This is a genomic window from Planctomycetota bacterium (genome assembly GCA_038746835.1).
Taxonomy (GTDB): Bacteria; Planctomycetota; Phycisphaerae; order Tepidisphaerales; family Tepidisphaeraceae; genus JBCDKH01.
The window spans coordinates 83,131-89,957 of record JBCDKH010000001.1 but is presented as its reverse complement, the minus strand read 5'-3'; the positions used below and the strand labels follow the sequence as shown (position 1 = coordinate 89,957).

Annotated in this window: 7 protein-coding genes; all 7 read right to left on the bottom strand. The window is 66.7% G+C overall.

The window, feature by feature from the left end:
* Positions 1 to 1,011, bottom strand: a 1,011-nt coding sequence (locus tag AAGI46_00400; GenBank protein MEM1010660.1) for a hypothetical protein, incomplete at its 3' end; no start/stop codon positions are given.
* A 44-nt stretch (positions 1,012 to 1,055) separates the two neighbouring features.
* Positions 1,056 to 2,165 carry a hypothetical protein gene (locus AAGI46_00395; protein MEM1010659.1) on the bottom strand — a complete coding sequence of 370 codons (1,110 nt, stop codon included), beginning with the start codon at positions 2,163 to 2,165 and terminating at the stop codon, positions 1,056 to 1,058.
* Between the two features lie 267 nt (positions 2,166 to 2,432).
* On the bottom strand, positions 2,433 to 3,248 hold the full coding sequence (locus AAGI46_00390) for an oxygenase MpaB family protein (protein ID MEM1010658.1): 816 nt from the start codon (positions 3,246 to 3,248) through the stop codon (positions 2,433 to 2,435).
* Positions 3,241 to 3,822 (bottom strand): hypothetical protein, encoded by a 582-nt coding sequence (locus AAGI46_00385; GenBank protein ID MEM1010657.1) that lies wholly within the window; start codon positions 3,820 to 3,822, stop codon positions 3,241 to 3,243. The genes AAGI46_00390 and AAGI46_00385 overlap by 8 nt, the downstream gene beginning before the upstream one ends.
* A 50-nt stretch (positions 3,823 to 3,872) precedes the next feature.
* Positions 3,873 to 4,277: a DUF1425 domain-containing protein gene (locus AAGI46_00380; GenBank protein MEM1010656.1), complete on the bottom strand. Its 405-nt coding sequence runs from the start codon at positions 4,275 to 4,277 to the stop codon at positions 3,873 to 3,875.
* 19 nt (positions 4,278 to 4,296) lie between these two features.
* Entirely contained in the window at positions 4,297 to 5,763 is a 1,467-nt protein-coding gene (locus tag AAGI46_00375; GenBank protein MEM1010655.1) for a hypothetical protein, read from the bottom strand.
* Between the two features lie 22 nt (positions 5,764 to 5,785).
* Positions 5,786 to 6,694 carry a GGDEF domain-containing protein gene (locus AAGI46_00370; protein MEM1010654.1) on the bottom strand — a complete coding sequence of 303 codons (909 nt, stop codon included), beginning with the start codon at positions 6,692 to 6,694 and terminating at the stop codon, positions 5,786 to 5,788.
* Between the last annotated feature and the right edge of the window lie 133 nt (positions 6,695 to 6,827).

Genomic DNA, 6,827 nt, shown 5'->3' with positions numbered 1-6,827 from the left:
GTCGCGTACCTCGCCGAGCCAGCTCGGGATGGTCGACGTGCGGATCGAGGCAAGGGCCTCTTCCTGCTCCGGCACGGCCGTCAGGAGATCGACGTTGTCGGTCAGATCCCCCTCAGCCGCCGCGGCAAAGTCGGCCGGATTTCCGTACGCCTGGACGATCGCCCGGATGGCCGCAACGCCAGTCGCATCGAAGAGGCGGTCGGGATTGTCAGGGTCTGGTGCGAGTGCAAAAAGGCGACGGCCTTCGTAGGGAACCAGAGCTCCCGTGGCTGCCTCGGCAACCTGGCCTCGATAGCGCGTTCCACCCGACACGAGCGTCTCCTGGTCTTCGCTGAGCAGGACAAAGCCGTCGTGTCGCATCAGAACGACGTCGCCATCCGACGTCGTGAAGGACATCGGTGCGACCTCGAACTCCATGAGCCACAGTCGACCCAGCGACGTGCCAACGCGATTCACGCGCACGCGGGCCATCGGCGTGGGAAGGTCGAGGCCAAGTCCGTCCAGGATGTCGTCGAGCGGAAGATCGACGCCGAATCGATATCCGTCGGCGTCGGTCTCGCCCGGTTCATTGACGCGTTCAGTCTGACGAACGTCGGCCACGACTTGACGCATGGCTGCGGTGATGGGCGTCTGTCCGATTGTCGGCTCGAGCGTCTCGGCCTCGGTGTCGCGGAGCAGTCGAATCTCGATGGCGTCGCCAAAGCTCGCGGCGACGGCACCAAGGTCGTCGAAGATCACCTCCGCGCCCTGCGGCCGGATCGTGTACTGGACCATCGAGCCCGGCATCGCCTGCTTTTCGACGTCGAGCGGAACGCTCGCGCTCGACCAGAAACGCGTCGAACCGGCACCCGACGCAAACTGATCCTGCGCGTAGACGACGTACGCGTCGCCAATCTCCAGCTGGGCTGGTTGCGTCGAGGGAAGGGTGGCCGGCTGCGTGGTCGCCGGTTGGGCGGTCGCGACCGCAGTCGCAAGCGCGACCGTTGAGAGGGCAAAGGCGGTGGCTCGCATGATGAGGCGTTGCGAAGGGAAGGTGGACTGTGAAGGCAGTGTGGCTAGCTGGCGGGCTGTGTCGCCGGTTCCGTCGGGCGTGTTGTTGGCTCGGCGGGCTGAGTCGTCGGCTCGGGCGGAGCCTGCGTCGGCGTGAACGAGCTGACGAAAAAGAGCCCGTCGCCCGGACGCAGGGTCAACGTGTAGCCGTCGGTGTTTCGTGGGGCGTCGGTGCTGTCGACGAAGAAGGCGTTGGGCCCCTCGGCCCGGCGCAGCGACTCGACTACGAGCCCTTCGCGACCGTCGCCGGCGAGACCTCTGGCGACGAGGAGCCGGGCTTCTGCCTGAGCGTCGACCAACTCGTCGGACGCAGGGCGAGTGGATGACGGGCCGAAGTCACTGTCGTTGCCAAGGTCCAGGAAGTCCGGATGGAACAGATCGGCCACGGTCGCGGCGTCGCCTTGTGCCAGGGCTTCGACGAATCGCGTCGCAACGGCTTCGGAGAGCGCCTGCGGGTCCTCGCCGACCTCGAAGCGAAGCTTCACCACGGCCGGACGATTCAGATAGCGACGACGGCGCTCGAACGTCTCGGGGTCAGTCGGGCTGACGGCGTTGAAGGGCGTGCGACGCAGGCTGCCGAAGCGGAAGCCACGCTCCTGACTGCTGGCAACCGTCGCGATCGCCGGCTGGAGCCCGTCGACTTCCGAGAGCGTCGTTACGTTCAACGAGTCGCGAAACCGCCCGACATCGAAGGCCTCGTTGCGCGGCGTTCCCGAGTCGGGCGTCCACAGCAGGATGTCGCCAGCGCCGGCCACCTCATTGGCCGCCTGCGCGCGGCCCTTGAAGACGGCGGCATAGAGCGTGTCGGTCCCAGCACCAATTAGAACCAGGCCGTCGCTGGAGACGCGGAGCTCTTTCCCGTACAGCGGCACGCTCACCGGACTTCCGTCGGCAGAGAGAAAAACCGGCTCGAACGCGACGCGTGCCTCGAGCGTGTCGAAGTCGACCTCGGAGCCATCGTCGCGCGACTGGAGGACGACCGTGTCGGCAGTCGCGTCGGGCGAAGGGCCGAGCGGTGCCGGTGCATTGGCACAGCCGCCCAGCGCGAACACCGTGCACGTCGACACGGCGACAAGGGCGAGAGTGCCTGCGTTGGAGAAGCGTCGCAGTCGCATGATGGCGAGGTGGGCTTTCGAGGCGGGAGAGTTGGGATCGTGCGAGCTGGTTCGAGGTCGAGCACTGCCGACACATCAAGCCATACCTGACGCACGCAGAGAGCTGACGCTGACTACGACGAGCAGGTGATTTGCCCGATCCCTGGGCAGATGCTGATTGCTCACAGTCGCTCGGCTTCGTCGCCGGACGTCACGATGAGTCTGCAGGCAGCGCTCCCCGCTGCTGGCTGGAACGTAGTGCGTCGCCCAATGCGTCGCAAGCTGCGATCAAGCTCGGGCGATGTGTTCGGCTTGCGATCGCTCTCGCTCTTCGGCGTCGCGTGCGGCACGGGTCAGCGTGAGCCGCTCCGGAGCGACCGCGAAGTGAGCGCGTGCTGCCAGGGTGCCAATCCGACCCGCGATGCGGCTCGCCAGCGTCGACGGCAGCCCAAGCCGAATGCCCACGGCAGGCGGAAGCGTGTCGCGAAGCCAGAGCCTCGCAGGAACACCGGCCGGCCGAAGCCAGTAGGGCCGGGTCGGTTTGGTGATCTGAGTCGCGACGCGACGGCTGACCTCCGACGATCCGACGGCCGGGTCATCGAGCCGAGCGTGCCAGTAGCTGACAAAGTCGTCCCACGACCGCGGGCCGTGCGTCAGCTTCAGGCCGAAACGCGTCGTGCTGTGCCGGGTTTCGCGGTAGTACTGGGCCTTGTCCGACTCTGGGAGTGGCCGGACGAAACGCTCGGTCGCCTCGATGCCGCACATGACGAGCGTGGACATGACCCACAGCAGAAGGTCCGGGTCCATCGCGGAGTAGCCCTCGCCCTTGACGCTCGCGTGGAGCCGATTGACGCGTCGAACGGCGTCATTGGCCTGGGTCGGCGGGGCAAAGACGCTGGCGTAGCTGGCTTCGAGCGTGCGGTGCAGCCGGGCGATCGGGTCGGCGGTGAAGTCGCTGTGCTCCTCGACGCCGCGTGCGACGCGCTCGTCGCTCACCTGCAGCGCCAGCGCCGCCGCCCCGTACAGCAGGACGGCCCTGGACCGCGTGATCCGGCGGACGGCCGAATCGGGTGGGAAGTACGCCTGTGGCTCCGGCTCAGCCAATGCCGACGGCGTTACGGGTGCCTTGCTTGGTGATGCGACGCTGGTCGCTCCAGACGTCCAGGCCGTCGCGGCTGCTGAGTGTCAGGCGGAAGATGAAGGTGTTCTGCCGCGTTCGGCCAGCCTGGGCGCCGACGGACGTGATGCGCCCCGACAACGTGTACGCCGCCTGTGGCAGGTCCTGCTCCAGCTCTTCCGCAGCCGCGCGATCGGCCCGCGCGAGAGCAGAGTCGGGTGTGATGAACGTCGCCAGACCGGACTGGAGCGTCTCGATGCGAACCGTGTCCGTGATGATCTCGACGTCGATCGAGTCGTCGAACGTGTCGTTGCGCACCCGGTCGAGCTCGATGATGACTGGCGTGCCGTCTTCGGGAGCGATTCGGCCGAGCACGCCGGAGCGGATCATGCTCTGGACAAGCTCGTCCGCGGCCTCGATATAGTTCTGGATGTCGACCTGGTCGATCGTCGTGATGACGTCGCGACCGCCCGTGTCGATCTGACGGGCACCACTGCCGCCGCAACCGGCGAGCATCACGGCACAGGAAGCGGCGGCGACGGTGACGGCGATGACTCTCATGACAGGTGGTGGTGCGGGTGGTTGTTGCTTCTGCTCGACGATGGACGATGTCAGTTGGCCCGATTCAGTCGGAGGACGAACCCATCGACGGCCGGGTTTGGGGCGGTCGCGGTGATCGTCTTCTGCTCGCGCGGCTCAAGGTTCAAGACGCGTGCGGTGTTGGAGCTCTCGGGCAGCTCGTACTGGCCTTCGAGCCAGACCCACTGGTACGTCACGCTCTGCGATCGGCCGGTCATGTTTTCGACGCGCATCTGCGGCTGCATCGTGTCGCCTCGTTCGTTGAAGACGCGCAGCTCCTGAACGCGGACGAGTTTGTCGAGCTTTTTGTCGACAACAACCTTGTCCGTCTCGCCCTCCTCGAAGACGACGCGATTCGTTCCCTGGCTGCTTCGACAACCGCTCACGGCGAGCAGCGCGATCGCGACCAGTCCGAGCGTGATCCATCGGCCTTGCATGACGCTCGAAGTCTACGCCTCATCGAACACCGACCGTCGCCGCGCGGACCGACGGCGGGCTGCCGGGCGTCGGCTGACGAACGAAGATGAAGTGCGTCACGCGTCCGTCACTCGACGGAAGCTCGACGGTGACGCTGCGTCCGCCGAGGTTGAGCTGAACCGAACCGTCCGCTGGTGCCGGAAAACTGGCGATCTCGTAGCGGGCCGGGATGAGTCGCCACGTCCGCAGGTCGGCGGCATTGGTCGCGACTTGCGCGACGCTCGTTCCGATGCGACCGAGCAGGAAGATCAGGAGCCCCTCGGGCCCGCCGACTTCGTCGGCCGCTCGATCGGTCGCGGTGTTCACGGCAATGGCGGCCAGCGTTCGGATGATCGCACTCGCGACTGCGCGGCTGACCACGCCGTCGTATGCCGCGTCGAATTCTGCCGTGACGACACGCTCGATGCTGGCGACGCGTTGTGTTGGAAACGGCTCGCCCGACGCAGAAGCCGTCAGCACCGCCCCGGGCGGGCCGTAGGCGAGTTGTGGGAGCGCGATGCCCGGAGCACCTGCCCGGCCGATGTCGCCTGGGAAGATGTACAGCGGCACGTCGATGCGCCACTCCAGCCGCGTCGGAGCCATTCCCGCCGCGTAGATCACGTGGACACGCGGCTCGCCGACGAACGTGCCGGCGTTCGCAGATGCTTCGGCCAGGTCGTAGAGCTCGGCGAGGTACGTGTTGCCGGGCTCAAGTGCCTGTGCACGCCGAAACGCGACCACAGCCCGCTCAAGATCGCCGCGCGTCGTCTCGCCGGCGAGGAACAGCATGCCAGCCAGCACGTCCGGCAGCGGATTGGCGAACACGCCGTAGTCGATCGCGTCAACGGGCCTGCCCGACGTCCGCCGCAGCGATGACGCCCACGCCTCGTCGACGTCGCCCCCGCGCGATCGCACGGCTCGGTCGGCCTCACGGCGGTCACGCTCGATGTCGGCTTCGAACTTGTCCTTCGCGTCGCGCAAACGACGACCGGCGTCGCGGATGAAGACGCGGGCCAGCTCCAGATCGCCCAGCTCGATTTGGTTCATCGCCTGCATCGTCGCGACGAGGACGCGGTCGTACTGCGTCCCGCGATAAGCCAGTGCGGTCGGATTGGTCCAGAGTGCCGTCGTCTCACTACCGAGCTGGACCTTGGGCGTCTCGTCGGCGATCTGGAACAGCCGATCCGCCCGGCGAAAGACGCGCGTGCTCTCGTCGATCAACCCGGCCGCGCGGAGGGCAGCGCCTTGTTCGAGCCGGATCACAAGTCCGTCGCGCGGCAGGCGATCACTGTTGGTTCGGCGGTCCGACTCTTCGGCCAACCCGCCGGCTTCACTGGCCGCGGCGTTGTAGCGGCCTTCGACGAACAGACTGACCAGTCCGCTCGTGCGATCGGTATGCGACTGCGTCGAGCAGCCGACCAGCACGACGGCCGTGACGCAGAAGATCGTGCAGGCGAGCCGTTGCACGCCCACACTCTACGAACAACTGCTAGGCCGCACGGCGAAGCGTGCGTCGCTGTCGCTTGATCCGATACGCGTCGGCGTCGGCGGCTTTGAGCAGGTCTTCGCCGCACGCGGCAGCGGGCAATTGCGACAGGCTCGACACGCCGCAGCTGAGTCCCGGCGGATGGGCGAGCCCACGCAGCGGCCTGGCGAGATCGTCGCCGAGCCGCATGAGCCGCTCGGCCGTCGCCCGTGCCTGGTCGATGCCGACGTCCGCGAGCAGCAGCACGAACTCGTCGCCGCCATAGCGGAAGGCCGCGTCGTTCTCGCGGACGGTGCCGCGAAGCAGGCGTGCGAACTCCTTGAGCATTCGATCGCCCGCCGCGTGGCCGAGCGTGTCGTTGAGTTCCTTGAACCGGTCGACGTCGATCATGATGACCGACAGCTGGCTCATGTTGGCGCGGGCCGTCTTGACGAATCGTGGCAGCGTCTCGTCGAGGCTTCGACGGTTGCCGAGACCGGTCAGCCCGTCGCGGCCGGCCTGGTGCTTGAGCTGGCCGATCTCTTTTTCGAGGGCGTTGGTTGTGGTGTTGACGCGTCGGTCGGCCTCAGCGACCTGTCGGCGGGCACGCTGTTGGGCTTCGCTCGCGTCGGCGACGATGCGTTCGACCTCGGCGGCGAGTCGGGTGAGCTCGCCTTTATCGGCCAAACCGTCGAGGAGTCTGGCGATCTGTTCGCTCGGCAGGCGTCCGCCGCGGACGTTCTCGAGCACGTCGGCAAGCTGGCCGACGGTTTGACGCCATTTCTTCTCGTGGCGAATCGCGACGAGCAGAACCAGCGCCAGCATCGCCAGCGGGACGGCCATCTGCCGCATGAACGCTGCCGTCTGCACGTGCACCTGCACCAACGGCCCGGCAATCAGGGCGAAGCTGATCGACAACGTCATGAGTGCCATCAGCCGAAACCACAGCGGCGGATGTCGCAGGAAGGTCCAGAACGGACGAAGCTTTGACGTACCCCCAGGCACATCGGTGCATCGACGTGCGACAGAGGCGACTTAATCCGACCACACGTCCGATTTTCAGACC

What these genes read in the sequence shown, in the direction of transcription:
- AAGI46_00380 (MEM1010656.1), bottom strand. Translation starts at nt 4,277, where the DNA reads ATGCAAGGCCGATGGATCACGCTCGGACTGGTCGCGATCGCGCTGCTC.
- AAGI46_00370 (MEM1010654.1), bottom strand. Translation starts at nt 6,694, where the DNA reads ATGGCACTCATGACGTTGTCGATCAGCTTCGCCCTGATTGCCGGGCCG.
- AAGI46_00385 (MEM1010657.1), bottom strand. Translation starts at nt 3,822, where the DNA reads ATGAGAGTCATCGCCGTCACCGTCGCCGCCGCTTCCTGTGCCGTGATG.
- AAGI46_00395 (MEM1010659.1), bottom strand. Translation starts at nt 2,165, where the DNA reads ATGCGACTGCGACGCTTCTCCAACGCAGGCACTCTCGCCCTTGTCGCC.